Annotated in this window: 20 protein-coding genes; 8 read left to right on the top strand and 12 right to left on the bottom strand. The window is 71.9% G+C overall.

Annotated features, from left to right (window positions below; all coding sequences use genetic code 11):
• Nucleotides 1–122 precede the first annotated feature (122 nt).
• Genes ACWDAK_RS07245 through ACWDAK_RS07235 form a run of 3 tightly spaced genes read right to left on the bottom strand, consistent with a single transcriptional unit; the run spans nucleotide 123 to nucleotide 2,726 of the window.
• Nucleotides 123–635 carry an RNA-guided endonuclease InsQ/TnpB family protein gene (locus tag ACWDAK_RS07245; RefSeq protein ID WP_344641235.1) on the bottom strand — a complete coding sequence of 171 codons (513 nt, stop codon included), beginning with the start codon at nucleotides 633–635 and terminating at the stop codon, nucleotides 123–125.
• Complete coding sequence (locus tag ACWDAK_RS07240) at nucleotides 557–2,062, bottom strand: sensor histidine kinase (RefSeq protein WP_344641236.1); 1,506 nt, start codon at nucleotides 2,060–2,062, stop codon at nucleotides 557–559. The genes ACWDAK_RS07245 and ACWDAK_RS07240 overlap by 79 nt, the downstream gene beginning before the upstream one ends.
• Before the next feature lies 1 nt (nucleotide 2,063).
• Nucleotides 2,064–2,726, bottom strand: coding sequence for a response regulator transcription factor (locus tag ACWDAK_RS07235; RefSeq protein ID WP_344641237.1), 663 nt, complete (start codon nucleotides 2,724–2,726; stop codon nucleotides 2,064–2,066).
• Nucleotides 2,727–2,966: 240 nt separating this feature from the next.
• Here ACWDAK_RS07235 and ACWDAK_RS07230 point away from each other — a divergent pair, with 240 nt between their 5' ends.
• From ACWDAK_RS07230 to ACWDAK_RS07220, 3 genes are read left to right on the top strand one after another with little or no spacing between them, the layout of a single operon-like run.
• Nucleotides 2,967–4,166 carry a cytochrome P450 gene (locus ACWDAK_RS07230; RefSeq protein ID WP_427395318.1) on the top strand — a complete coding sequence of 400 codons (1,200 nt, stop codon included), beginning with the start codon at nucleotides 2,967–2,969 and terminating at the stop codon, nucleotides 4,164–4,166.
• Between the two features lie 28 nt (nucleotides 4,167–4,194).
• Nucleotides 4,195–4,389, top strand: a complete 195-nt coding sequence (locus ACWDAK_RS07225; protein WP_344641239.1) for a ferredoxin — start codon at nucleotides 4,195–4,197, stop codon at nucleotides 4,387–4,389.
• Nucleotides 4,390–4,397: 8 nt separating this feature from the next.
• Nucleotides 4,398–5,558, top strand: a complete 1,161-nt coding sequence (locus ACWDAK_RS07220) for an NAD(P)/FAD-dependent oxidoreductase (RefSeq protein WP_427395325.1) — start codon at nucleotides 4,398–4,400, stop codon at nucleotides 5,556–5,558.
• 210 nt (nucleotides 5,559–5,768) lie between these two features.
• Here ACWDAK_RS07220 and ACWDAK_RS07215 read toward each other — a convergent pair whose 3' ends face one another.
• The 6 genes from ACWDAK_RS07215 to lepB all read right to left on the bottom strand — a co-directional run bounded on the left by ACWDAK_RS07215 (nucleotide 5,769) and on the right by lepB (nucleotide 15,119).
• Nucleotides 5,769–6,539, bottom strand: coding sequence for an alpha/beta hydrolase (locus ACWDAK_RS07215; RefSeq protein ID WP_427395317.1), 771 nt, complete (start codon nucleotides 6,537–6,539; stop codon nucleotides 5,769–5,771).
• 647 nt (nucleotides 6,540–7,186) lie between these two features.
• Nucleotides 7,187–8,818, bottom strand: coding sequence for an RICIN domain-containing protein (locus ACWDAK_RS07210; RefSeq protein ID WP_427395316.1), 1,632 nt, complete (start codon nucleotides 8,816–8,818; stop codon nucleotides 7,187–7,189).
• A gap of 390 nt (nucleotides 8,819–9,208) precedes the next feature.
• Nucleotides 9,209–10,624 (bottom strand): sensor histidine kinase, encoded by a 1,416-nt coding sequence (locus tag ACWDAK_RS07205; protein ID WP_344637280.1) that lies wholly within the window; start codon nucleotides 10,622–10,624, stop codon nucleotides 9,209–9,211.
• Nucleotides 10,625–11,138: 514 nt separating this feature from the next.
• Nucleotides 11,139–11,867 (bottom strand): response regulator transcription factor, encoded by a 729-nt coding sequence (locus ACWDAK_RS07200; RefSeq protein ID WP_427395315.1) that lies wholly within the window; start codon nucleotides 11,865–11,867, stop codon nucleotides 11,139–11,141.
• Between the two features lie 384 nt (nucleotides 11,868–12,251).
• Nucleotides 12,252–13,982: a hypothetical protein gene (locus ACWDAK_RS07195; RefSeq protein WP_427395314.1), complete on the bottom strand. Its 1,731-nt coding sequence runs from the start codon at nucleotides 13,980–13,982 to the stop codon at nucleotides 12,252–12,254.
• Between the two features lie 267 nt (nucleotides 13,983–14,249).
• Entirely contained in the window at nucleotides 14,250–15,119 is an 870-nt protein-coding gene (gene lepB, locus ACWDAK_RS07190; protein ID WP_427395313.1) for a signal peptidase I, read from the bottom strand.
• A gap of 507 nt (nucleotides 15,120–15,626) precedes the next feature.
• On the opposite strand from lepB, the gene ACWDAK_RS07185 reads away from it, so the two are divergent.
• Both ACWDAK_RS07185 and ACWDAK_RS07180 read left to right on the top strand, forming a co-directional pair.
• Nucleotides 15,627–17,309, top strand: a complete 1,683-nt coding sequence (locus tag ACWDAK_RS07185; RefSeq protein WP_344637276.1) for a S53 family peptidase — start codon at nucleotides 15,627–15,629, stop codon at nucleotides 17,307–17,309.
• Between the two features lie 490 nt (nucleotides 17,310–17,799).
• Entirely contained in the window at nucleotides 17,800–18,234 is a 435-nt protein-coding gene (locus tag ACWDAK_RS07180) for a hypothetical protein (protein ID WP_427395312.1), read from the top strand.
• Between the two features lie 156 nt (nucleotides 18,235–18,390).
• On the opposite strand, the gene ACWDAK_RS07175 is transcribed toward ACWDAK_RS07180, so the two are convergent.
• A complete protein-coding gene (locus ACWDAK_RS07175; protein WP_425557638.1) occupies nucleotides 18,391–18,480 on the bottom strand; it encodes a helix-turn-helix domain-containing protein in 90 nt (29 codons plus the stop codon).
• A gap of 170 nt (nucleotides 18,481–18,650) precedes the next feature.
• Nucleotides 18,651–19,076: a hypothetical protein gene (locus ACWDAK_RS07170; protein WP_427395311.1), complete on the bottom strand. Its 426-nt coding sequence runs from the start codon at nucleotides 19,074–19,076 to the stop codon at nucleotides 18,651–18,653.
• 246 nt (nucleotides 19,077–19,322) lie between these two features.
• Between ACWDAK_RS07170 and ACWDAK_RS07165 the strand changes: the two genes are divergently transcribed.
• The 3 genes from ACWDAK_RS07165 (at nucleotide 19,323) to ACWDAK_RS07155 (ending at nucleotide 23,618) form a co-directional block, all read left to right on the top strand.
• Entirely contained in the window at nucleotides 19,323–20,720 is a 1,398-nt protein-coding gene (locus ACWDAK_RS07165; protein WP_427395310.1) for a hypothetical protein, read from the top strand.
• A complete protein-coding gene (locus ACWDAK_RS07160) occupies nucleotides 20,717–22,225 on the top strand; it encodes an NADH-ubiquinone oxidoreductase-F iron-sulfur binding region domain-containing protein (protein WP_427395309.1) in 1,509 nt (502 codons plus the stop codon). Before ACWDAK_RS07165 ends, ACWDAK_RS07160 begins: the two co-directional genes overlap by 4 nt.
• 418 nt (nucleotides 22,226–22,643) lie before the next feature.
• Nucleotides 22,644–23,618, top strand: a complete 975-nt coding sequence (locus ACWDAK_RS07155) for an NAD(P)/FAD-dependent oxidoreductase (protein ID WP_344637272.1) — start codon at nucleotides 22,644–22,646, stop codon at nucleotides 23,616–23,618.
• Between the two features lie 46 nt (nucleotides 23,619–23,664).
• Here the strand turns inward: ACWDAK_RS07155 and ACWDAK_RS07150 are convergent, their stop codons facing one another.
• Nucleotides 23,665–24,267, bottom strand: coding sequence for a helix-turn-helix domain-containing protein (locus ACWDAK_RS07150; protein ID WP_344637271.1), 603 nt, complete (start codon nucleotides 24,265–24,267; stop codon nucleotides 23,665–23,667).
• Nucleotides 24,268–24,278 lie beyond the last annotated feature (11 nt).

The raw sequence follows: 24,278 nt of genomic DNA, 5'->3' as shown, positions 1-24,278 counted from the left end.
CGGGCCAAACCCGCGCTCGGCCGCCTCGCCTGCGGACGGCGCGCTGAGGTTCCGGACCGGCGGTCCGTCACCGGCGCCGCTCACCGCGCGGCGGGCAGGGTCATGTTGACATCCTCTCCCGGCTAAACCCGGGGGATTCCTCCCGCGCCTGCGGCACGGACGCCCGTGGGTCGCAGGTCGCCGAGGTGGGTTCCCCGTTCGACGGGCCGTGCCTGGCGTGGGATCGCCACGCCAGGACTGACCGGCCCTCCAGGGGCGTTTAGCCTGTCCGCCTGCCCGGCGGCCAGGATGTTCCGAGCGGCGTTGAGGTCACGGTCATGCAGCACACCGCACGCTGAGCAGGCCCACTCGCGTACGGCGAGGGGCTTGGGTCCGTCGCTGTGTCCGCACTGCGAACACAGCTGGGAGGACGGGAACGCGCGGTTGACGATGCCGACGTGGCGCCCGTACCGGGCCGCTTTCTCTTCGAGCAGCCTGCGGAAGGCCGCCCATCCGGCGTCGTGGACGGACTTGGCGAGCCGTCCCCGCGCGAGGCCGCGCAAATCACTCCGCCGCTTCACGGCTCCGACCCAAGGACCCTCCCCCACCCTCCGGGCGGGGGGACCCCCATCTCCCCGACCTGAAGCCCGGGGCATCCTGGGAGAACAAAGGTGAAGATGCTGCCCTCGCCCGGTGCCGTCCGCACGGAGACCTTGCCGCCGTGGGCTTCGGCGATCGACTTGACGATGCCGAGGCCGAGGCCGGTGCCCCCGCTGCCGGGGGCGCGGGAGTCGTCACCCCGGTAGAAGCGCTCGAAGACACGGCTCGCGGTCTCACCGTCCATGCCGGGACCTTCGTCGGCGACCGTCAGCTCCACCGTGCCCTCGTGGGGCAGCGCACGTACCGCCACGACGGCCGGTGTGCCGGGCGGTGTGTGCCGCAGCACGTTGTTCAGCAGGTTGCCCAGGACCTGCCGCAGCCTCTCCTCGTCGCCCCGGGCCATCACGCGGCCCGGGACGTCCAGGGTGATCGGGCGGTCGGGGTCGAGGACGAGGGTGTCGCAGACCGCGTACCCGGCCAGGGCGCCCAGGTCTACCGGTGCGCTGGCCAGCGGGCGGCCCTGGTCGAGCCGGGCGAGCAGCAGCAGTTCCTCGACCATGGCGTGCATCCGGGCCGCCTCGCTCTCGATCCGCAGCATGGCGCGGTCGAGCAGTTCGGGGTCACGGGCCAGTCCGTGCAGATGGAGTTGGGCCCACCCTCTGATCGAGGTCAGCGGGGTGCGCAGCTCGTGCGAGGCGTCGGCCACGAACTGCCTCAGCCGCTCCTCGGAGCGCTGCCGCGCGTCGAAGGCCCGGTTGAGGGCGGTGCCGACCTCCCCCAACTCGCTGTGTTGCTGGGCGACTTGGATGCGCTGGCCGAGGTCCCCGTCGGCGATCGCGGTGGCGGTGCCGGCCATGTCCCGCAGCGGGCGCAGGCTCACCCGCAGCACGCCTCGGCCGACCAGGGCGATCCCCGCCAGTACGGTGAGGGTCGCGACGGCGTCGGCGCAGACCAGCCAGTACACGACGTCGTCGCCGGGCCCGAGGCTGGTCGCGGCCACCACGGTGCTGAACGGCTCCAGGGACGCGCCGGGTGCCGTCCGGAGCATCGCCCGCGTGCCGACGGAGAAGACCAGCGTGCGGTACCTGACCGTGGGTGCGCCCCGGCCGGAGACCGTCACGGCGTGCCGGGCGTACCCGTCGGGGATCGGGTCGGGCAGGTCGGGACGCGGGATGGGGCGGCCGCTGAAGTCCTGCGCCGGGGTCTGGGCCACCACCCGGCCGTGCCCGTCGAGCAGCACGACGTAGGCACCGCCGGGCATCAGGGAGTTGACGTCCGCTGCGCTGATCGGTGTCGTCCGGCCCGTGACGTGCTGCTCGACGGTGGCGCGGGCCTTGGTGAGCTGGGCGTCGGCGGCGTCGATGAGGTACAGCCGCAGGGCGAGCAGCGAGGCGGCGTTGACGGCCACCATGCCGAGGGCCGCGAGCAGGATCACCCCGGTCATCAGCCGCGCCCGCAGCGAGCCGCGCCAGGCGGTGGTCATCTCACTCGCCTCCCGGTAACCGCAGGCTGTAGCCGAAGCCGCGCACGGTGTGGATCAGGGCCGGCGGCTGCGCGTCCAGCTTCGCCCGGAGCCGGGAGACCAGTTTCTCGACCACGCTCTCGCCGAAGTGGTGCTGCCAGACGTGGTCCATGATCTGCTCCTTCGACACCACGTGGTCGGCGTTGACCAGCAGGTAGCGCAGGAGCCTGTACTCGGTCGGCGACAGGCCGACCAGGCGGTCGCCGCGGTGAACCCGCCTGCTGCGCTCGTCCATGGTCAGATCCGCGAAGTGCAGGACCGGGCCCCGCCCCGGCGTGGTACGGGTCCGGCGCAGCAGGGCGTGCACCCTGGCCAGCAGTTCGGGGAGGCTGAACGGCTTGGTGAGGTAGTCGTCGCCGCCGGTGGCGAAGCCCGTCACCCGGTCCTCGACCGAGTCCCGTGCGGTGAGGAACAGTACGGGAATCCTTGCGCCGTTCTCGATCAGCCGCCGGCAGACGGTGAAGCCGTCCAGGTCGGGCAGCATCACGTCCAGCACCAGCAGGTCCAAGGGCGCCGCCTGGTAGGCGCGCAGGGCGGCGGCGCCGCTGTTCGCGGTCGCGACCCGGTAGCCGGCCAGGCCCAGGGTGGTCTCCAGCAGTTCCGAGACCATCGGATCGTCGTCCACGACGAGCAGTCGCTGCCCGGTCCCTCGGGGCAGAGACGGGCCGTGGCCCGGTGAGGCGGAGTGCATAGCAGGTACCCATCACAAGATCGCGTGTCCGCGCTGACAACGCGTCACCGCGCCCGGGGGTTCCTGCGGGGTCCAGCACTGTCAGGCAACCGTCAGCTTCTCGACCGGCCGACGTCAGCGGGGTGGGGTTTGGTCGAGGTCGCAGCCCGAAGACCTGCAGGAAAGGACCTGTTCATGACCGGAACCGAGCCCGCCGCCAGGACCCAGCCGATGGCGCGGACCTGCCCGTTCGACCCGCCGCCGGAGTACCGGACGCTACGGGAGGAGGAGCCGGTCGCATCGGTGACCCTGCCCGACGGCCTGCCCGGCTGGCTGGTCACCCGGTACGAGGACGTACGGGCCGTCCTCTCCGACCCGCGGTTCAGCTCCCGCCGCCGGCAGATCCGGATCGGCGGGGACGTGCCGAAGGACGCGCCGGTGCCGCCGCCCGCCCCGGGGATGTTCATCATGACGGACCCGCCGGAGCACACCCGGTTCCGGCGGCTGCTCACCGGCCAGTTCACCGTGCGCCGGATGCAGCAGCTGGCCCCTGCCGTGGAGCAGATCGTGGCCGAGCGGCTGGCCGCGATGGCCGGCGCCGAGGGCCCGGTCGACCTGGTCCAGTCCTTCGCACTGCCGATCCCCTCGCTGGTCATCTGCGAGCTGCTCGGCGTGCCCTACAGCGACCGGGAGGAGTTCCAGCGGAACTCGGCCATGCTGCTGCGGATCGACGCGGGCCCCGAGGAGGTCCAGCAGGCGCAGCAGGCGATGAACCGGTTCATGCACCGCCTGGTGCTCGCCAAGCGCGCCGAGCCCGGCGACGACATCCTCAGCGGTCTGGTGAGTTCGGGCGGGCTCACCGACGAGGAGCTGGTCGGCGTCGGGGGGCTGCTGCTGATCGCCGGGCACGAGACCACCGCCAACATGATCGCGCTGAGTACCCTTTGCCTGCTGCGCAACCCCGACCAGCTGGACGCCCTGCGCGCCGACCCGTCGCTGATGGACGCCGCCGTCGAGGAGCTGCTGCGCTACCTCAGCGTCATCCAGTTCGGCATTCGCCGCACGGCCGCCGAGGACCTGGAGCTGAACGGGCAGCAGATCAAGGCCGGGACGACCGTGGTCGCCGCCATCCAGTCGGGCAACCGTGACGTGGCCCAGTTCCCCGGCGATCCCGACCGGTTGGACCTGCACCGGACCTACCGTCCGCACCTCGCCTTCGGCCACGGTATCCACCAGTGCCTCGGGCAGCAGCTGGCCCGGGTGGAGCTGAAGGCCGCCCTGACGGCCCTGTTCGACCGGTTCCCGACCCTGCGGCTGGCGGTGCCGGTGGAGGAGATCCCGATGCGCGACGACATGGTCGTCTACGGCGTCCACGAACTGCCCGTGACCTGGTAGGCGACGAGACGGAAGGAGTCGAACCCCGATGAACATCACCGTAGACGAGAACAGGTGCGTGGGAGCCGGCCAGTGCGTGCTCGCCGCGGCCGAGGTCTTCGACCAGCGCGAGGAGGACGGCATCGTGGTCCTGCTCGACGCCGATCCGCCGCAGGAGCTGGCGGCCCGGGTGAGGGAGGCCGCTGCCCGCTGTCCCGCGATGGCCATCGAGGTGGCCGGGTAGTGCCCGCTCTGGACCACATCCTCGTGGTGGGCGCGTCGGCCGCCGGGCTCACGGCGGCCGACGCCCTGCGGCGCGAAGGATTCACCGGCAGGCTCACCCTGGTCGGCGAGGAACCGCACCTGCCCTACGACCGGCCGCCGCTGTCCAAGCAGCTGCTGGCCGGCGAATGGCAACCCCGGGAGGCCACCCTGCGCCCGGAGACCGAGCTCCAACGGCTCCGGCTGGAGCTGCGATTGGGCTGCCGGGCTGCCGGCCTGGACCCCCTCGCCCGCACCGTGACCCTGACCGGCGGCGAGCGACTCGGCTACGACGGTCTGGTCATCGCCACCGGACTGCGTCCCCGCCGCCTGCCCTTCGGCCACGACCTGGCCGGTGTCCACGTGCTGCGCACTCTGGGCGACGCGCTCGCGCTACGGGATCAACTCCTTCCCGGGAACAGGGCCGTGGTGATCGGTGCCGGCTTTCTCGGCAGTGAGATCGCCGCCACCGCGCGCGGTCTTGGACTCGACGTCGACCTGGTCGACCTCGAGGCCACCCCACTGGCCGGACAAGTAGGCCCACAGATGGGCGAGTTGGTGGCCGACCTGCACCGCCGACAGGGTGTCCGGCTGCACCTGCGCCGCCGGGTCGCCGAGCTGACCGGTGAGCAGGGCCTGGTCACCACGGTGGTGCTCGACGACGGCACTCGCCTGCCGGCCGAGGTGGTGGTGGTCGCCATAGGCTCGGTGCCCGCCACCGACTGGCTGGCCGACTCCGGAATCCCGTTGGGCGACGGGGTGCTCTGCGATCCCACGTGCCAGGCCGCCCCCGGCGTCTACGCGGCCGGAGACGTCGCCAACTGGCCGCACCCGGCGGCAGGCGGCCGGGTGCGCCTGGAGCAACGCACCAACGCCACCCAGCAGGCCATCGCCGCCGCCAGGAACCTCCTCGCCGGCCCGGACGGCGCCACCCCGTACGCGCCGATCCCCTTCGGCTGGACCGACCAGTACGACACCAAGATCCAGATACACGGCTGGGCTCCCCCGGATGCCCGGGTCGAAGTCGTCGACGGCGACCCGCGGGCGGGCAGGTTCGTCGCCCGCTACCTCCGGGAGGGCCGCGTGGTGGGAGTGCTCGGCTGGAACAGCCCACGGGCGCTGCTCCGCTACCGCGGGCAGCTCACCGCATAGGAAGGCACGGCCGGGAGGGCCGGCGTCCAACGGCGTCGGACTGGGTCGGACCCGTACGCGGTTCCGCCCAAGTCCGGCCGGTTCCCCCAGCGCTCCGGAACCGCATCGACGGTGACCGTGACCCGTTGTCCCTCAAGGCCGGCACCCTGGCGTTCGGGAGTGCGGACGGCTCGAGGCCCCGGTGTCGAGCACCGGGGCCTCGGGCGCGGGTCAGCAGCTCCGGGCGGCGCCCAGGATCAGCCGCGCGATGTCCGCCGGGTGTGAGACCAGTGACAGATGTCCGGCGTCCACCTCGGTGGTGTGCGCGTGCATCCGGCCGGCCATGAAGCGCTCGAGGCCGGGGTCGATGGTGCGGTCCTTCTTCGAGACGGCGTACCAGCTGGGCTTGTGCTGCCACGCGGCCACGCTCGTCGTCGGCGGAGCGGTCGAGAGCGCTCCCTGGACCGCGTAGAGCCCGAGCGCCTCCGGTTCGGGCACGCCGTTGGCGAAGTCGTGCAGGAACGCCTGCCGGTTCAACCACTGGAACCCGCCGGACCTGATGATCCCGTGGGTGACCGGCGGAGTCGGGAACCGGGCTGCGAGGGCGGTGAAGTCCTCACCGGCCTCCGGGGCCCGCGCGGCGACGTAGACCAGCCCGGCGACATTCGGCGCGAGTCCCACCTGGGAGATCACCGTTCCGCCGTACGAGTGGGCGACCAGGACGGTCCGACCGTCCTGACGTGCCAGCGCGCGGTTGGTCGCCGCGACGTCGTCCTGCAACGAGGTGAGCGGGTTCTGCACGGCGACGACCTCCAGGCCGGCCGCCTGGAGCAGCGGAACCACCTTCGACCAGGACGAGCCGTCCGCATAGGCGCCGTGGACGAGCGTCACATGGCGTACCGCCGAACGCCTGCGCGGCGCCGCCTGCGCCGAGGGGCCGGCAGCCAGCGAGGCTGCGGCCGCGCCGGCACTGAGCAGAGAGAACTGGCGACGTGTGATCACTGGCCCTCCCGTGATGGGCGTGGGACAAATCCTGACAGAGGCTACTACTGCGGGCGAGTCGCGTTAGTCCTGCCGTGGGATGACTTGTGGGGTGAGCCGGATCCGGCGGTTGCCACGGGCTTGAGACCTCGGGTCGACGCGGACCTCGTACCGCACCTCGCATGTGCTCGAAAACGCCCCGCTCGACCGAGGCTCGCCCGGAACAAAACCCACTTGAACACGCGATTCGAACAGCACCATCGTCGACCCCGACCGTCAGCAGAACGGTATCCAACTCCGTTCGACTGCAGTGCACTTGATGCTCGCCGCCATGCCTGGCTGGCGCCGCTCGCATCAAGGAGTTGGAGCGCGGCCCGAGCGCTCCGGCGTGCCAGCACCGCGCGTCCGGCCGCATCCGCGCTGTTCCAGTTCCGGATGGCCACGGCCGAGCAACTGCGCGTCCTGCACACCCCAGACCGTGCTGGCCGCCTGACCACCACACCAACAGTGTCCGTCAAAGCGGAGCAACCTCACCCTCGCCGCCGTCCGTTCAGTCGGCAGGTCCGGCGGCGCCTGGTCTGGTCGGCGGGCTTTCCGCGTTGCATCGCCGCCGAGGATCGGCAGGATCGGCGCGTTCCGGCGTCCCGGTGACCGGGCGGGGCGCCTGGTCACCCCATGGTGAAGAGGAAGTTGTCGGAGTTGTAGTAGTTCGGCAGGTGCACCAGGAGCGATCCCGGGTGTGGCGGGTCCGCCTTCGACCAGTCCTGCGGACCCAGCAAGTGCGCGGGATAGTCGCTGGAGGGTACCGGTGGGAGGAACACGAGGCGGAATGTGTCCGACCGTGCGTCCGGTGCGAACCGCCAGAGCTGCTCGGCACGCCCGGAATCGGACCGGCACGCCTGGAGGGTGACCGTGACGCTGTTCCCGCCCTCCGTGGTGCCGTCGAGACATGCCCCGGTGCCGGTGTTGCGCAGTTGGTAGCTGCCCTGACCGGCCGGCACTCGCTGCCAGCGCTGGGTGGCCTGGCCGGTGCACTGCTGGAGCTGCAGCGGGCCGGCAGCCTGTGTGGCAGTCGTGATGCCGACGCAGAGCCCCGAGCCGTGGTTGACGAGCGGGAGCCCGGCGACGACCGGCTGCATGGGCGAGTTGGTATCGCCGGTGGGTGTGGCGGCCGCCGGTTGCATGGGTGAGGTGGTGCCGGTGGGTGAGGCGGCCGAGGCGGAGGCGGCCGGCGGATCGGAGGACATCGCCGCCGAACTGATTTCCGGGGGCGTGCCGCCGAAGCCCGTGGTCGGCAGTGACCTGTCGGGAGCGGGCAGTGTCGGGGCGTCGGCCGGCTGCGGGTGTTCTCCGGCGTCTTCCACCGTGGTGAGGAGCACGCCGGCGACGGCGAGCGCGGCCAGGACACCTGCACCTACCGCGGCGAGCGAGATCAGCACGCGCCGGCCGGTTCGCCTGCCGGTGCCTGGCGGTCGGGGCAGGCGTCGGCTCCGGTCGCGGGCGCCGGGCCTCGGGTCGCCGGGCTCCCGCTCAGGGGTGGGGGCCGTCGCCGTTGGCTCCGCGGGCCACAGCACCAGCGCCTTGAGCAGGGCGGGCCGCTGCCGGGTGCGGATGGCTTCCAGGTCCGCCCGGGCCCGTCGGCAGCTGTCGCACCCGGCGAGGTGGCGGTCGAGGTCGCGCGTCTCACTGCCGGTAGCCTGCCGGACGTGGTCACCGAGCCGTGCGGCCAGGTGTCGGCAGGCGCGTTGGGGCGCCCGGGAGGCGTACACCTTGAGACACTCGTCCTGAAGACTCTGCCAAGCAGCGGTCCCGGCGTGCGAGGTGCGGGCGGACGGCCCGGCGGCGGCGTCCACAAGGCACTGCCACAGCTCGTCCTGCCGCGCCGTGGGCAGGCTCCGGAACGCACGCAGAACGAGCGAGTCCGCTTCCGCCGCGGCGAGCGCCGCGCGTGCCGACGGTTCCCCCTCGGTTGGCTGGGGAAGACCTGCGAGCCAGACGGTGAAGGCCGCGCTCAGCGCCGATCCACGTCCCGTGTCGGCCCACCCGGCCGCCGTCCTTCTCACCTCGGCCAGCAGGCGCAGGCGGCTTAGCGCCGGGCCGACGCCGGGGTCACCGGCTTCCCCGGCCCGCTGCCACGCCTCGTTCGCGAGCTCCTGCGCGGCACGTCGGTCGGCGCAGCACGAGCGGGCGTAGGCCAGTACCGCTTCCTGGTGGCGGTGCGTCGACTGAGCGGCGGTGGGTCCGTCCGACTGTCGGCTGTCCGGGATCCGGTCGGCGGACCTGGCCTCAGGGATTGTCACGGTCCCCGAATGTGGCATCTTCACTCCTGACCATGCCGGCGGGCAGGCATGTGGTCGAACACTCACTGCTCGGTTCCGGGCGCAACGGTGAGTCCGGGATACCGCCGGCGGGCGGAGAGTGCCGTGGGTGGGGCACCTTGCCTGACGTCGTGAGTATCGGTATTCACGGCGGGACGTTCCGGCGGATCTCCGGACTTCGGCGCGGTCAGGTCCTCCGGTGGCGGACGCCGGTTGGAGGGGAACTTACCAGTCTGCTTGCGTCCGGCGGAAGATGATGAATCATCAGCGAAAGAAAGAGCTGTAAGACGTTTCGTCAGTAATTGATTTTCCCGCCTTGTTGATCGGCCCGCGCACTGAAGTGGAGTCGGGCCTCGATCCGCCCCGGTTTTCTCAGCCTCGTCGGCCGGGCGCCTTCTGCGCTCGGCGACGGCGGTTGCGCCACGGGCGGCCGAGGGTCCGCCTGTTCTCGGCGGCCAGGCCGAGGTCCACCTCCACCCGCGCTCCACCCAGCGCGCTGCGACCGATGCGAAGGTGCCCGCGGGTCGATTCGGCCGCGCTGCGCGCGATGTCCAGCCCGAGGCCGGTCGATCCGGCACCGCTGGCCCCTCGGGACAGCGCGCCGACCGGGTCCGCGATGCCGGGCCCGTTGTCCTCGACCACCAGGACGACGCTCTGGGCGGTCCGCTGCACGCTGACGGCGAAGCCGGTGCCGTCGGGGGTGTGCCGGAACACGTTGCCCACCAAGGCGTCGACCATGGCTGCGACGTGGTCGTCCGGCAGTTGAACGGGCGTTGGTTCGTCCGTCGTCTCGAAGACGCAGATCCGGCTCTGTTGCTCGGCGAGGACGGCCCAGAAGCCGACGCGGTGACCGGCGACGTCGGACACCTGGCACGGCTCGCCGGGGGCCGGGCCGAGCCGTCCGGTGCCCGCGCCCCGTGACGCGACGCCGGACTCGGCCCCGACCGGCCTGGTGGACAGCGGTGTGCGGGCTGCGACGATGATCGCGTCCAGTTCGGACTCGAGTTGCTCGACCGCCTTCGACAGCTGGGGTGCGGCCGGGGTGGGGCCGATCCGTTCGGCTGCGAGGCGCAGTGCGGTCATGGGGGTGCGCAGCCGGTGCGACAGGTCGGCCACCAGTTCCCGCTCGGTCGCCAGCAGATGCCTGACCCGGTCGGCCATGGCGTTGAAGGCATGACCGGCCGCCCTGAGCTCGGGCGGACCGGTGGGCTCGACCCTGATGTCGAGGTCGCCTGCGCCGAGGGCGGCCGAGGCATCGGACAGGTTGCGCGAGGCACGTACCACGCGGGCTCCGAGGCGGTCGGCCACCAGCACCGATCCGATGACCAGGACCGTGGCGAGCAGCGCCATGACGGTCCAGGCCCGGTCCAGGCCTCGGTTCAGCTCCGCATCGGGCACGAATTCCTCGACGACGGCGACCTGGTCGTGCTCGATCAGGACGGGTTGCAGATAGTCCCGGCCGCCGGGAACCCCGCCGGTCAGCGCGGTCCTGCCCCGCACCGCCCGGTTCAGCAGGTCGGTGCCGGCATGGGCGGTGCCCGCCTGCCGGCCGTCGGGCAGGTGGATGCAGAGCTGGCGTCCGGTGTCGGTGCGGGCCACCGCCTGGACGAGATCGGCCTGATGCGGGGCCAGTGTCAGCAGCGGCACCGCGGTCGCCACGCGCTGCTCGGCGGCCAGCATCGCCTGGGTCTGGACCTGGGTGCGCAGGAGCAGGGCCAGCGGGACGAGGAACGACACGGTGACCATGACCGTCACCACCAGCGCGACCGTGGCGAGCGTGGCCCTCACCGGGCTACCGCCGGCACCGGGCCGCGGGACGGCCTTCGGCCGACGGCGGCGTCGGCGCCGTCCCGGATGTGCGGATGCCCGTCCGCGTCGGGAGTCACCGAGCACGGCCGGGCGATTCCCTCAATCCCAGCGGAATTTCCCGGTTCGCGTCTTCGCGTCGGGAGATCTCGATCGGCGCCGCGCTCACCGCGTGTGGCAAGGGCGGCAAAGGCCTCCGTAGTTGAGAGGACGGAAATCATGGGCGCACATCATAGCCGTGTTCGCGAACGGCTTCCGGCCGGTATTCCGCGGAATCGGAGCCGTCCGGACGGAACGTCACCTCCATTGTGATCCCGCCTATTTGAGGTGTCCCGTACCGCCCGGTGCCTCGCGGTCCCTACCGTGCGCCGCACGCATCCGGGGTCAAGGACGGGCGGCACAGGTGGGCACCGATGCGTCCGGGGCTGCGCACCCTCGGCGGGGGACGTCGCACGCAAGCGGGGGACCGGTCGCGGCCGAATGACGAGGACGGATCTCACCGGGGCGACACCAGCTTCACCCCGACGCCCCGGACGGTATGCAGGAAGCGCGGCCGGGAGGCGCGCTCGCCCAACTTCCGGCGCAGACAGGACAGATGCACGTCCACGGTCTGCTCGTCCACGTACGGCTGCCGCCACACCTCGGCGAGCAGTTGCCGCTTGGAGACCACCCGGTCGGCGTTCAGAGCCAGGAACGCCAGCAGGTCGAACTCGCGCCGGGTCAGGCCGATCTCCCGGCCGGCCAGGTTAACCGTACGGGCGAGCGGGTCGATCCGCAGCTCGCCCAGCACCAGCGGCCCCTGGTCCGCACCGGGCGCGCTACCGGGGGCCCCGCCGCCCCCGGGCCCGAACGTGTGGGTCGGCCCCGCGCAGCGACGCAGGACGGCGGTCAGCCGGGCGAGCAACTGTCCGCCGGAGAACGGCTTGACCAGGTAGTCGTCCGCCCCCGCGTTGAGCAGCTTGATGATCTCGGCGTCGTCGTCCCGCGCCGTCGCCACCAGCACCGGCACCTGGGACAGGCCGCGGATCATCTTCAGCGCGTCGGCGCCGTCCAGGTCCGGCAGACCGAGGTCCAGCACCACCGCGTCCGGCTGCCACTGGGCGACCTCGCGCAGCGCGCCGAACCCGTCCGGGGAGCTGCGCACCACCAGCTGATGGCCGGCCAGCAGCTCGATCAGGGAGGTGCGAATGGCGGGGTCGTCCTCGACGACAAGGATGGACGTCATGGCGCACACCGTAGCCGACGGGTGGAGCCGGTCGACGGCATCTTCAAACCGGCGGGCGGGCAGGGGTGGACACACCGGGCCGGCCGGTTGGCCACGGCCCCGGCGATCGCTGGTTTCCGCTGGTCAGCGGTGTTCGGAGGACAGGATTTGGGGAAGCTTAGGCGAGTATTAGCAGTTCCTTAACGGACGTTCAGGGGGGGCGGAATCGGTCGGCGGTGAGGGTTGGTTCCGACCTCCGGCCGCGTACGGGCCGGCGGGCGCAGCTGGATTCCGCGCCCGCCGGGGTCGGTGCCCGGACGGCGTGGTGCCCGGCTGGTCGGCCGGCCTGGCCGGGCCTCGCCGGTGCATCCCCCAGGCTCCTCGTCCTGATGCCCGCCGGAGTGGTCAGGAGACGTTGAGCGCGGTGTCGTCGATCACGAAGCTGGTCCACTCGGCGCCCGTGGCCTCGATGCCGGTGAAGGTGATCGTCACCTTCTGACCTGCGAAGGCCGAGAGATCCAGGGTCTTGTGCACATATCCGTCGGCCGTGTCCCGGTTGGAGTAGGTGGCCAGGGTGGTCGAGTTGGCCTTGACGGTAAGGGTGTCGGCGCCGGTGGACGGGTTGTTGCTGGCGACGTGCAGCCAGAAGCCGAGGCTGGCCCTGCAGCCCGCCGGAATGGTCACCTGCTGTGAGAGGGTGTCGGTGTGGCGGGAGCGGTAACCGTCCAACCAGGCCTCCCAGTTGCCCGAGCGGGGCTGCATCCCCTCGGCATCGTCGATCACGGCGTCGCTGGCCGTCCATGGCGCGGCCTCGCCGGTCTCGAAGCCGGGATTGCCGAGCAACTGCGCCGGGGAGCAGGCACCGGACGGCCGGCTGGGGGTCGGCTTGCCGGTCGGGGTGGCGGTGGGCCTGGTGGTCGGGGTGGGGCTGGTGGCGGTCGGTGTGGGAGTCGGTGTTGCCTGCTGGCAGCCGAGATTGGTGAGGGAGGCGGCGAAGCGCTGGGTGAGGAAGTCGAAGAGGTTCTGGCCGTCCTGGGGTGAGGCGACGGCGGCGGTGAACTGCTTGTCGAGGTTGATGCGTTGGGCACCGCGTGTGGTGAGGTTGGTGCAGTAGGCCGTCGGGTCGCCGTTGGCGGCGGCGCTGAGTGCGGGCTGGTCCACGCCCGCGCGGTAGAGGTTGGTCTTGTTCCGGTTCTGCTGGTTGTTCTCGTTGACCATGGGGTCGCTGAGCGGAACGATCGCGACGGGCGCCGCCTGGTACTTGGCGGCCTGGAGCTCGTTGAGCGCGAGTGAGGTGACCTTGCTGCCGGGGTCGGCGAGATCGGGGGCCTTCCACGGGGTGCAACCCAGTGCCGGGTCGACGAAGTTGTCGAGCAGCAGGTTGTCGCTGCCGTTGAGCAGCGCGGCGGGTTGCATCGTCGCTCCGCCTCGCAGGGCGGCGAGGTTCTTCGCGGTCCTCTGGGCGGTCGTGCCCTGTGCGGTGGACAGGTACTCGGTGGTGACGTTGTCGCTCTGGTCCTGGTCGACCACGCCGAAGTCACGAGTGGTCGGGCAGGGCCTGCCGTCCCGGGCGGTGCCCAGGGGCGGGACGGTGAGCTTGCCCGCTGCTTCCGCGGCGTTGGCGGCGGTGAAGAAGGCGGGCGCGTTGCAGTACGCGAACTGGCCGAAGGGCTGCCCGCCCGGGGTGCCGCCCACGCACTTCCCGGAGGCGGTGCGGCCGGCCAGGGACAGGACGTTGCCGTTGTAGCCGAACCAGATGCCGACCACGGCGTTCGCCGGCAGGGTCGGCACGACGGGTGCCACGGCGGGGGCGGTTCCCCTGTCGATGACCAGGGGGCTGTAGACGGAGATCGCGCCGGTGGCCGGGTCGAGGACGGTCGCCTGGACGAACGCCGACTGGTTGGCGTTGGACTCGTGGCAGGCGCCCTGGGCCGGATCGGTCGCCACCAACGTGTAGGGCGTGGCCAGGCCTTGGGCGGTGAGCGGGTTGGCCGGAACCTTGAGGGTGCAGTTCGGGTTGGGCTGGGTCGGTGCGTCGGCGTGCGGCGCGGTAGGCGTGGTGGCGGCGAAGGACACGCCGAGGAGGGCGACGCCGGCGCTGAGTACACCGGCGAGGCCGATGCTGAGCCTGGTCACCCGGCGGCTTCGGCCGCCGGAGCGATGACGAGCTGACGGTGGGGTCATGTGAGGTCCTCTGACAAAGGCGCCGTGACGGTGGGTCAGGGGCCGTCGGGAAGTGCCGCTCGCGGACCGGTGCTCGGGTTCACTCGGAAGTCCGCTTCGGGGCCGCAGGTGGAGCAGGGGTCTCAACCTGCCTCGAACGTCGATGTGTTCGATCGTAGGAGGTGCGGAGGGCCGGGACCGCCGGCTGCGAGATCCCCTAAAAGTCACCTAAGGATCCGCTCAACCAGTACGTCGGCCGGTGCCGTACCGCTCGCCACCTCTCCCCTGGCCGGCCTGCCCGGTCGACGGCCCGATGCGGCAGCCGGGTGGTTCCGCCGCGCACCCCGCAGTCGACCGGATCGCGCCGGTCGCACCCCGTCGTCGCCGGACCGGGAACACGAGGACGCCCAACGCGCTCAGAGCGGTCGGGGACCGTACCGGGAGCGGGTCGAGACCGGGCGACGGCCGACCGGGCCCATGGCCTTCGGAGGTCGGCAGTGCGGGCGGCCCAGCCGGTGCATCCAGGTGCCGGATCCGCGAGAGAGGCCAGACGATCGCGACCGCTCGGCCCACCACGCTCGTCAGTGGAATGGTTCCCCGGCCCGGATTCCGCATGTGGAAGCGCGAGTCGGCGGACACGTCGCGGTGGTCGCCCATCACCCAGAGCCGTCCCGCGGGCACCGTTACGTCGAAGGACTGTTGAGAAGGCGCGTTGCCCGGTGCGAGGTAGGGCTCGTTCACCGCGATGCCGTTGACGGTGATCCTGCCGTGGTCGTCACAGCAGGCCACGGTGTCGCCGCCGACCCCGATCACCCGCTTGATCAGGTCCTGCCTGTCGTCGGAGGGCAGCAGGCCGATGAAGGAGAAGGCCGTCTTCACCCCGTGCAGTACCGGTCCGTCCGAGGCGTTCTGCCGACCGGCCTCCAGCCAGCCGCCGGGATCCCTGAACACCACCACGTCACCGCGGTGCGGCTGGCCGCCGAACCACGGGGTGAGCTTGTCGACCACGACCCGGTCGCCGATGCCGAGCGTGTTCTGCATCGAACCGGAGGGAATCACGAACACCTGCGTCAGGAAGGTCTTCAGCAGCAGGGCCAGCACCAGTGCCACCAGCGCGATCAGCGGAAGCTCACGCAGCCGGGAGCGTTTCCTCCGGCGCGCCGCGCGCCGCGCGGCCCTGCGCCGCTCGGCCCGTCCCCGAGCGGCACGTGACCCCGGCACGACCGGAACACCGGCGGCGGCGAAGCGCGTGGTGGACCTCCCGCCGAGGAATCCACGGGGTTCACCGTGTCCCGGAAATCGGCCGCGATCCGCGACACCGAGTCCGAACCCCGGACGACGGACCCGCCGTCGCGAACCGCGAATGACTCGAGTTCTCATCGGCCAGAGCTTAGCGACCGTGTCCGAGTCCGCTCGACGCTCGGCCGGGAAGATCCGGAAACCCGGTGGCGCGCCCTGGTCTTCCCGGCTCAAATTCTCAGGAGGCCTGCAGTTAAGGGAATGTGATTTGTCATCACCTGACGATAAACCGGACCTAAGCCTCCTTTAAAAGGTTTTCTGCAAGGCTCTTCCGCACGTTCTCGAACCCGGAACGTTCCCTGCCCTCCGGAGGAGTCTGTGCGATCCCGATCGTTCGCCCTGTCCGCCGCCCTGGCCGTGGTGTCGCTGGCCGCCGTCTCGCTGAGTGCCAATGCCTCGCTGACTCCGCAGGCTGCGGCCGCCCGAACGGCCTTGCCGGACACCATGTCCCCGGCCGTGTCCCATTCCCAGAAGCAGGGCGCCCTCACCGCCGCCCAGCAGCTCGCGGTCTCGGTCAATCTCAAGCTGCGCAACACCGCCGCCCTCGACCGGTTCCTCACCGCGGTCTCGACCCCGGGTGATCCGCTGTACGGAAAGTACCTGACGCCGGACCAGTTCACGGCCGAATACGGTCCGACCCAGGACGACGTGGACAAGGTCACCCGCTTCCTCAGGGCCCAGGGCCTGACCGTGACCGGGGTGAGCGCCAACCGGCAGGTGGTCAACGTCGGAGGCACGGCCGACCGGATAGCCGCGGCCTTCGGGACCCACGAGAGCAGGTACGTCGACGGTGCGCAGCACCGGACCTTCTACGCCAACGACACCCCCGCATCGGTGCCGTCCGAGCTGGCCGGCGTCGTCGCCGGGGTCGTCGGGCTGGACGACCACACCAATCGCACCACCCGAATCGCCAAGCCGGACGCCTCGACCCCGGCCGCCACCCCGAGGGGTTACGGCCCGGCCCAGTACAACGGCGCCTACGACCTCGACAGGCTCGGCACGAACGGCGCCGGCACCACGGTCGCCCTCTGGGAGTTCGACGGCTACCGCTCGTCCGATCTGACCACGTACGACCGCAAGTTCGGACTGTCCGGCCCGGCCGTACGGACCGTCTCGGTCGACGGCGCCAACTACGACGCCCGTCCCGGCGAGGGACAGGGCGAGGTCGAGCTGGACAGCGAGATCGTGCGCGGTGTCGCCCCCAAGGCCCAGCAACTGATCTACGAGGCACCCAACAGCGACCGGGGCGAGGTCGACATGGCCGCCAAGATCGTCGCGGACAACAAGGCCTCGGTCATCTCCATCTCCTGGGGCTCCTGCGAGCCGGACACCACCACCTCGATCATGACCGCCGTGAACAACTCCTTCAAGCAGGCCGCCGCCCAGGGCATCAGCATCTTCTCCGCCTCCGGCGACGACGGCTCGCGCGACTGCACCCGCTCTGCCCGCGGCCCCGGCGTGGCGGCGGTCGACTATCCGGCCTCGAGCCCGTACAACACCGGTGTCGGCGGCACCAACCTCAAGGTGAACGGCAACGCGTACTCCGCCGAGCGAGCCTGGAGCACCTCGGGTGGCGGCACCTCCAAGGTCTTCGCCAAACCGAGTTGGCAGAGCGGCACCGGCGTCAACGCCACCGGGCGCACCGTACCGGACGTCGCCTCCGACGCCGATCCCAACAGCGGGTTCGCGATCTTCACCCAGGGGCAGTCCGGCCCGAGCTGGCAGATCTTCGGCGGCACCTCGGCGGCCGCTCCGCTGTGGTCCGGCTTCACCGCGCTCTACAACCAGAAGGCCAAGGCCGCAGGCCAGGCAGTGCTCGGCGAGGTGAACCCGAAGCTGTACGCACTGGCCCGCTCCGGCAGCTACGGGTCGGCGTTCCATGACGTGACCTCCGGTGGCAACCAGGACTTCCGGGCCAAGACCGGCTACGACCAGGTCACCGGCTGGGGCGCCCCGGTGTCCGACCGGCTGGCCGACGGACTGCTCGCCGCCCGTCACTGAACGGGACGGCCCGGTCGTCGCGGTCCCGGCCCGACGTGCCGGCGACCTGGCCGGCACTCGCACGGGGGCATGCCGGATCCCGGCGGTCGACCTCAGGTGCGACACGGCCGGTGCGGACCAGGAGGTCCGCGCCGGCCGCACGGCACCGGATTTTCCAATGCCTCATATCTGCAAGGGAGTTGGCCGCGCCACCGCGGTACTGGGCGCGACCCGGACGGTACCGTCTAAGCCCGGGATGAGCGCTCCCTTAGCGGATTCGAAAACTCCGCGGTGACGGTGTTTCGACGGACCGGAAGGCCGTACTGTCTTCACACCCAGCCCGGCACGGGCATCACCGCACCGGGCTCACGTCACCCGCCCGCGCCATCACGCGGCCCGCCGGCAGCCGGCGTCCGGGCCCACGCCGGCGCACTCCGGACCGGTGAACCCGATCATCTGCCGACGCGCGTCCTCGCCACGACCCGCACCGCAAGGAGCACTCGTGAACGACATGACCATCCCCACTGTCACAGCCGCCCCCGACGGAGGCGCCGAGCTGCGCCTCGTGATCCGCCTCGACTGGGAACACGTCGCCGAACTCGGACTCCATGCCTCCAAGCTGGCCAGTGAGGTGAAGCGGCCAGTCACTCTCGACGAAGCGGTGAGCCACCAACTGGCCTCCCGTTTCCGCCCGGTGGCTCCGGCCCACGGCGCCGCCAGCACCGTCAAAGGCAGCACGCCGGCGACGCCGCTGCCCGGCGCGGCCGTGGAACCTCCTCGCCAGGCACCGGCCACGGTGGGCAAGCCGGCCGCGCCCGCGTCACTGGAGAGCGGTACGCCGGTCCGGCCCGCGGCCGTCGCGCCGGCCCAGTCTCCGGTGCGGCAGGCAGCCGCTCCGGCGCAGACCGACGACAAGCCCCCCTTCCCGCTGGCCGCCGCTGGATGACCACGAGGCCCATGGCCGCCGATCAGCGGCACCCGTGAGTGCCGCTTCGGACGACGGTGCGCCGGGACTGCTCTCCCCTGGCCGTCGCGGACGCTCTCTTGACGCCCGGCCGGATCCGTCACCGGCTGCCCGGCCGTTGGGGGCGCAGCTCGCCGCTCATCCCTTGGCCGGTTCGCCCGGCTCCGCCGCCTGCCGCACCCCCTGCGCATCGGTCGGATAGAAGCGGAACTTGTACGCCCGCTTCACGTGAACGGCCTGCACGGATCACAAGGAACCGCGAACTTGCGGCCTGGTGCGGGTGATTCACCTACCGAGACGCCATACCGCCCAGGCAGCGGTCTGGCTTTCCCTGTCCCGCTACGCAGGAGCATTCGTTTCCTCCCCCAGCTGAAGCTTGGGGGTATCCACGAAGGAGATCAGATGAAACTCCCGTTCCGGACTTCCCCTCTCCGTCTCCGCAGCGGTGGCGGCCGAATGTCCGGCCACAGGCCGGTTTCGTACGGCCTCCTCGCCGCCGGGACGTCGCTGCTCGCTGCAGCGTGCGTTCCCGCCCTCCCGACGGCGGCTCCTCCTGCCGCTCCCGCGCCGTCGGTCAGCACGACCGACGTGCCGACCTCGATGCCGGTCGGCGCGCCGTCGGGCACGCCGACATCCGGCCCCACCGGTATGCCGACCGGGAAGCCCACCACCGAACCGACCGACATGCCGACCTCGAAGCCGAGCAGGATGCCCCCCACCAAGCCGACCACCAAGCCGACCGGCATGCCGACCGTGGGGCCGACCACCGGTTCGAGCGGCATGCCGACCGGAATGCCGACATCCGGGCCGACCGACCCGCCCACCGACCCGCCCACCGGCATGCCGACCGCGACGGACGGTGACCCCACGCCGGTCTACGGCAGCCACTGGTAGGCCGCGCCCCGCCGGCCGCCGAAGGAGCCTCGCCATTCAGGCTGCCGGTCCCCTTGCAACTCCCCTCGGTGCCCCGGGTCCTGATGCCGTCTGCGGTGACATCAGGAACCCACGCTCGTGGACACCCGGTCCGCGTCGACTGTCGGGCCACCACCATTCCTGGACAAGGAGAGACCTTGAAGAGTTCGACAAGGCCACGCCGCCGGTCCCCGCGGAACACCGCGGCGCGACTTCGCGCGGCGGCCGCCGGCACGGCACCGGAGCTGCCGAAGCCGCCGGTCCCGGTCCTGGTCGTCGCCGTGGTGGTGGTGCTCGGCGTGGTCGCCACGGTGCTGCAGGCGCTCCAGCTCCCGGCGACGGCGCACAACCGCAGCGGCACGGAGGCGGTGCACCGGTTCGTCGACTTCTTCTTCGGTGTGCTGACGCTGATGGCCCTCAGCGGCAGTGTCACACTCGGCCTGCTGGCGGCCGAACGACGACTGATGACGCCGCGTCACCGGGTGGTCGTGCAGGCGCTGCACCGGGCCGTGTCCACGGCGGCGGTGGTGACGCTGGTGATCCACATCGGCAACAAGGTCGCCGAGGGGCACGCCGCTCCGGCGGCGGCCGTGATGCCGTTCGCTTCCGGCACCAGCTTCGCGGTCGGCGTCGGCACCATCGCCGGAGAGTTGCTGGTCCTGGCCGCGGTGACCGGCGCGCTCCGCGGCCACTTCGCCAACAACCCCCGCCTCACCCGGCTCTGGCGACCGCTGCACTGGGTCGCCTACGCCTCGTGGCCGCTCGCCCTCGCGCACGGGCTGGAGGCCGGGCGGCCGGCCAAGGGCTGGGTCGTGTGGTCGTACGGTGTCAACATGGCCGTGGTGGCGCTCGTACTGCTCATCAAGTTCCTGCACGGAGCCGGGCGCAACACCACCGGCGTCAACGCCAACCGCCGCCTGATGGCCGTGGACCTGATCGGCCCCGGCGAGGAGGCGGGCTACCCGCCACTCGGTGACCAGCTGCCCGTCTTCGGCGAGTCCTCGGCGCTGCTGGCGCTGGACGTGGAACTCCCGGACGCCCAACCGGAGGTGACACCGGAACCCGTCGCGGCTGCCACTGTATCCGCCCAGCTGCCCGTGGACGCAGCCGCCGGGCAGTGGGACACCGGTGAGCTGAACGCCCTACTGGACGCCGGCCGTCAGCAGTACCTGGCCGAGCAGGCGGCGTTCCCACAGCAACAACAGCCGCAGTACCAGCCCCAGTTCACGACGGTCGCCTGGGACACCGGTGAACTCAACGCGATGCTCGACGCCGGCCGTCAGCAATACCTCGCCGAGCAGATGGCGTTCCAGCAGCAGCAACAGCAACAGCAGGCCGAGTACACCCAGCAGCTGTACGCCCAGCAGTATCCGTCCCAGGCGTTCACCGGCCAGCCCGGGTACCCGCAAGTCCTCGACGCCGGCCCGCAGTTCCCGTCCGCGGTGGCGTCCTGGCCCACCCCCGGCCACTGGTCCCAGCCCACCCCCGGCTACTGGTCCCAGCCCACCCAGCCGCAGTCCTCCGGGTACACCGTCGACTCCTGGCAGAACCGATGACGGCTGACACCGCGGACGTCCCGGAGGTCATCCGGATGGGGCCGCCCAGGCTCACCGCCGGACTCGACCAGTACATCCGGATGGGCTACGAGGCCCATCTCACCGTCCACGGGCCGCTGCCCCGGTACGACGCGTCGGGGCTGGTCGACCTCGCCCAGCGGATCGGGCTCACCGGGAAGGGCGGCGCCGCCTTCCCCTTCGCCCGCAAGCTTCAGGCGGTGATCGACGCCACCCGGCGCCGGCGCCGGCCGGCGGCCGTCGTGGTCAACGCCACCGAGGGCGAGCCGGGCAGCGCCAAGGACCGGATGCTGCTCGCCCGCGCCCCGCACCTCGTCCTGGACGGTGCGCTGCTGGTCGGCGGGGCACTACGCGCCGAGAGCGTGGCCGTCGGTGTGGACGAGGGCGGCCCGGGCGTCACCTCGATGCCCGCGGCGGTCGCGGAACGCCGTGCCCGGCTGCCGATCCGGGTCGTGCAGCAGCCCGCCCGCTTCGTCTCCGGCGAGTCCGGTTCGCTGATCCGCGGCATCAACGGGCTGGTCGCCCTGCCACCGAGCCGCAAGGTCCGCTCCTCCGACGGCGGGATCGGCGGCGTCGACGGGCTGCCGACGCTGCTCTCCAACGCCGAGACGTACGCCCAACTGGCCATCGCCGCCCGGATCGGAGCGGAGGCGTACTGCGCCGTCGGCCCCGAGGCCGAGCCCGGTACGGTGCTGCTCACCGTCAACCGGGCGGGCGCCCGGCGGCCCGTGGTGGTGGAAGCCCCCGCCGGGACCCCACTCGGTGCGGTGCTGGACGCCTGCGGGACCGGGCCGGGCCAAGGAGTGCTGGTCGGCGGTTACCACGGCATGTTCCTGGACGCGGCGTCGGCGGTGTCCGCTCCCTGCTCCCGGGCCGGGATGCGGCAGGCCGGCGGCACTTTCGGCGCCGGTGTCGTCATCCCGCTGCCCGAGGACACCTGCCCGCTGGGCGAGGCGCACCGGATCGTCCAGTGGCTGGCCGCGGAGTCGGCCGGCCAGTGCGGCCCCTGCCGGCGCGGACTGCCCGAGCTGGCGCGGGCCTTCGGCGCGGTGGTGGCCGGCGGCGCCCGTGCGGCGGAGGAGGTCCGCCGGCTGGCCGCCGCGGTGGTGGGACAGGGTGCCTGCTCCCACCCCGACGGTTCCGCCGGGTTCGTCCGGTCCGCGCTCACCGCCTTCGCCGAGGACGTCGGCGCGCACACCGAGCGCGCCGGCTGCGGACGGCGGGTGCGCGGAGTGCTGCCGACCGTGCCCTGGAGCCCGGACCCCGGCGCCGCCGAGGTCGGCCGGGTGAGCCTGAAGGTGGACTGGGCGCTGTGCGACGGGCACGGGCTGTGCGCCGACATCGCCCCGGAGCTGTTCACGCTCGACCGGTACGGCTTCCCGGTGGTCAGTGAGGGACCCGTGCCGGCCTGGCTGACGCTGTCCGCCAAACGGGCGGTCAACCAGTGCCCGGCCCTGGCCCTGCGCTTCGCCCCGTCCGGCCGCTGAGCCGGGTGCCGAGGACCCGGGCGTCTGCGCACAGCCCTCGTCAACCGGATGATCCGTGACGGCGACCCCCGATCCGGCGATCGAGCGGGCGCCGCACACCGCCCGCACCCGAATGCTCAGTTCGGCAACCGTTCCCTGACGGGGCGCGAACCGGCCGCGACACAGCGCCATCACGGCGTGACCGGCCGCGAGCTCGACCCCCCGGAAGCATCGGCGGGGCCCTCCCCGGAGGCCACGCGAGCACCGCCGGTGCGTCTCTGCTCTCGCCGGCCGAAGCGGCCAGCTGACGCCACGTCACTCACCCGAGCGGCCCACACGACGATCGACGAGAACGTCGAGAGTCGAGTGTTCCGGAAACGGCAACAAAAATTGCTCGTGACGTCCCCTCAGCCGCACGCTTGCGGCGGAGGTGATCGCCATGACTGGCGCAATCAACGACACAACCGACCGAACCTCGTACGACGTCATCGTGATAGGCGGCGGAGCGGGTGGACTGAACGCCGCGCTCGTGCTCTCCCGGGCCCGCCGGAGCGTCGCCGTCATCGACGCCGGGGAGCCCCGCAACGCTCCCTCGGCCCACATGCACAGCTTCCTCTCCCGTGACGGGGTCCCGCCGCTCACAGTGCTGGAGACCGGCCGCGCCGAGATCTCCCGGTACGGCGCCGTACTGATCAATGGTCAGGTGGACCAGGTGGACGCCCGCGAGGTCGGCGGGTACCTGGTCCGGCTGGTCGGCGGCGCGACGCTGGAGGCCCGCCACGTCGTCCTCGCCGCGGGGCTGCGCGACGAACTGCCCGACATCCCGGGCCTGCGCGCGCAGTGGGGCAAGGACGTCATCTTCTGCCCGTACTGCCACGGCTACGAGCTGCGCGACCAGCCGCTCGTCGTGCTGGGTGTCCACCCGGCGTCCGCCGGGCAGGCGCTGCTGCTGCGCCAGTGGTCGCACGACGTCGTGTACGTCCCGCACACCCAGCCGCTCAGCGACGAGGAGCGGGAGCGCCTGGACGCACGCGGGGTGAAGGTGGCCGAGGGGCCGGTGTCCTGCCTGCTCACCAAGGACGAGCGGCTGCACGCGGTGGAGCTCGCCGACGGGCGGACCTTGGAGTGCGCCGCGGTGTTCGTATTCCCCCGGATGACCCCCAACGACGCGCCCTTCGACGGCCTCGGCTGCGAGAAGGACGACGCCGGCTGGCTCGTCACCGACCGGGCCGGCCGCACGACCCGCCCCGGCCTGTGGGCCGTCGGCAACGTGGTGGACCCGCGCGCCCAGGCCGTCACCGCGGCCGGCATGGGGGCCGCCGCCGCCTTCGCACTCAACCACGACCTGGTCGACGAGGAGGTCGAGCAGGCCCTCGCGGCGTACCGGTCCGTGTCGCCCGCCTCCGGCGGCTGACCCCACCCGCGCCCGGCCACGCCTCGATCCGCCCGCCCGTCCCGGCTCAGCCGCCGGAGGCGGGCGTGCGCGCTGTCGGACGGGCGCGCACGTGCATGCGCTCGCCCTGGCGACCGAAGAGGCTCAGCAGTTCGACCGGGCCCTCGCCGGTGCTGCCGAACCAGTGCGGCAGCCGGGTGTCGAACTCGGCCACCTCGCCGGGGCCGAGCACCACGTCGTGGTCGGCCAGGATGAGCCGCAGCCGCCCGGAGAGCACGTACAGCCACTCGTGCCCCTCGTGGGTGCACAGCTCCGGGGTGGTGCGGCGGGTCGGCAGGATCATCTTGTAGCTCTGCAGCGGGCCGGGCTGACGGGTCAGCGGCAGCACGGTGTTGCCGTTCACCCGGTGCGGCTTCAGCCGGACGCGCGGATCGCCCACCTCCGGGGCGCCGACCAGCTCGTCGAGGGGAACCTGGTGGGCCTGGGCGATGGGCAGCAGCAGTTCCAGACTGGGGCGGCGCTGGCCCGCCTCCAGCCGCGACAGCGTGCTCTTGGAGATCCCGGTGGCCTCCGACAGCGCGGCCAGGGTGACACCGCGGGCGGTGCGCAGCCACTTGAGCCGGGGGCCGACCTCGGACAGGGCCTGGGCTATGGTCGGGGGCTGCGTCATGCCGCCATTAC

The organism is Kitasatospora sp. NPDC001175, assembly GCF_053598215.1.
Note: the sequence above shows the minus strand (reverse complement) of the source record. Positions and strands in the feature narration are given on the sequence as shown.